This is a genomic window from Hoylesella marshii DSM 16973 = JCM 13450 (genome assembly GCF_000146675.1).
Classification (GTDB): Bacteria; Bacteroidota; Bacteroidia; order Bacteroidales; family Bacteroidaceae; genus Prevotella; species Prevotella marshii.
In genome coordinates this window covers 1-536 of record NZ_GL397224.1, presented here as the reverse complement: position 1 = coordinate 536, position 536 = coordinate 1, and the positions used below count along the sequence as shown (strand labels likewise).

General features: G+C 55.0%; 1 protein-coding gene. It reads left to right on the top strand.

What is annotated here, in order from left to right; all coding sequences use genetic code 11:
* Positions 1 to 29: 29 nt before the first annotated feature.
* Positions 30 to 536: DUF6261 family protein (locus HMPREF0658_RS10610; protein WP_040557884.1), on the top strand; the 507-nt coding region annotated here is incomplete at its 3' end.

Below are 536 nucleotides of genomic sequence, written 5' to 3'. Positions count from 1 at the left end.
ATATTAATCACATAAAAAATATTCAAGTTATGGTAGACATTCAAGCTGTCGATTTTGTGCGCATCAACAATGGCGCACACTATGAGTTTATGAAAGTGGTGAGCGAGCGTTTCGCGGCCGAGACGACGTTGAGTGCGAATGCCACGGCGAAAAAGGCTATCGAGGCGTTGGCGGCCGCGGTGAAAGAGGAGGATCGCTGTCTGGCGATTTCGCGAAAAAGCCTCATCACCGATGATATCAAGGAGGCCGACGATGTGCGCGACGACATCTACAGTGCGCTGCGCAAAACCATCAAGGGTTTCCTGAAGGCGCCCATGGCCGATGTGGCGCAGGCAGCCAAGGAGTTGCACCAGTGCATGGCGGATTATCGCATCGACCCTGCAATGCAGTTGGACCGCGAGACGGGATTGCTTCACAATTTCATCGCCGACCTGGAGACGAAATATGCGGCGCAGGTGACGAAGCTGGGGCTCGGGCTGTTCGTTGCCCCGCTGAAGGAGGCCAATGCCAAGGTGGAGCAGTTCATCGTTGCCCGC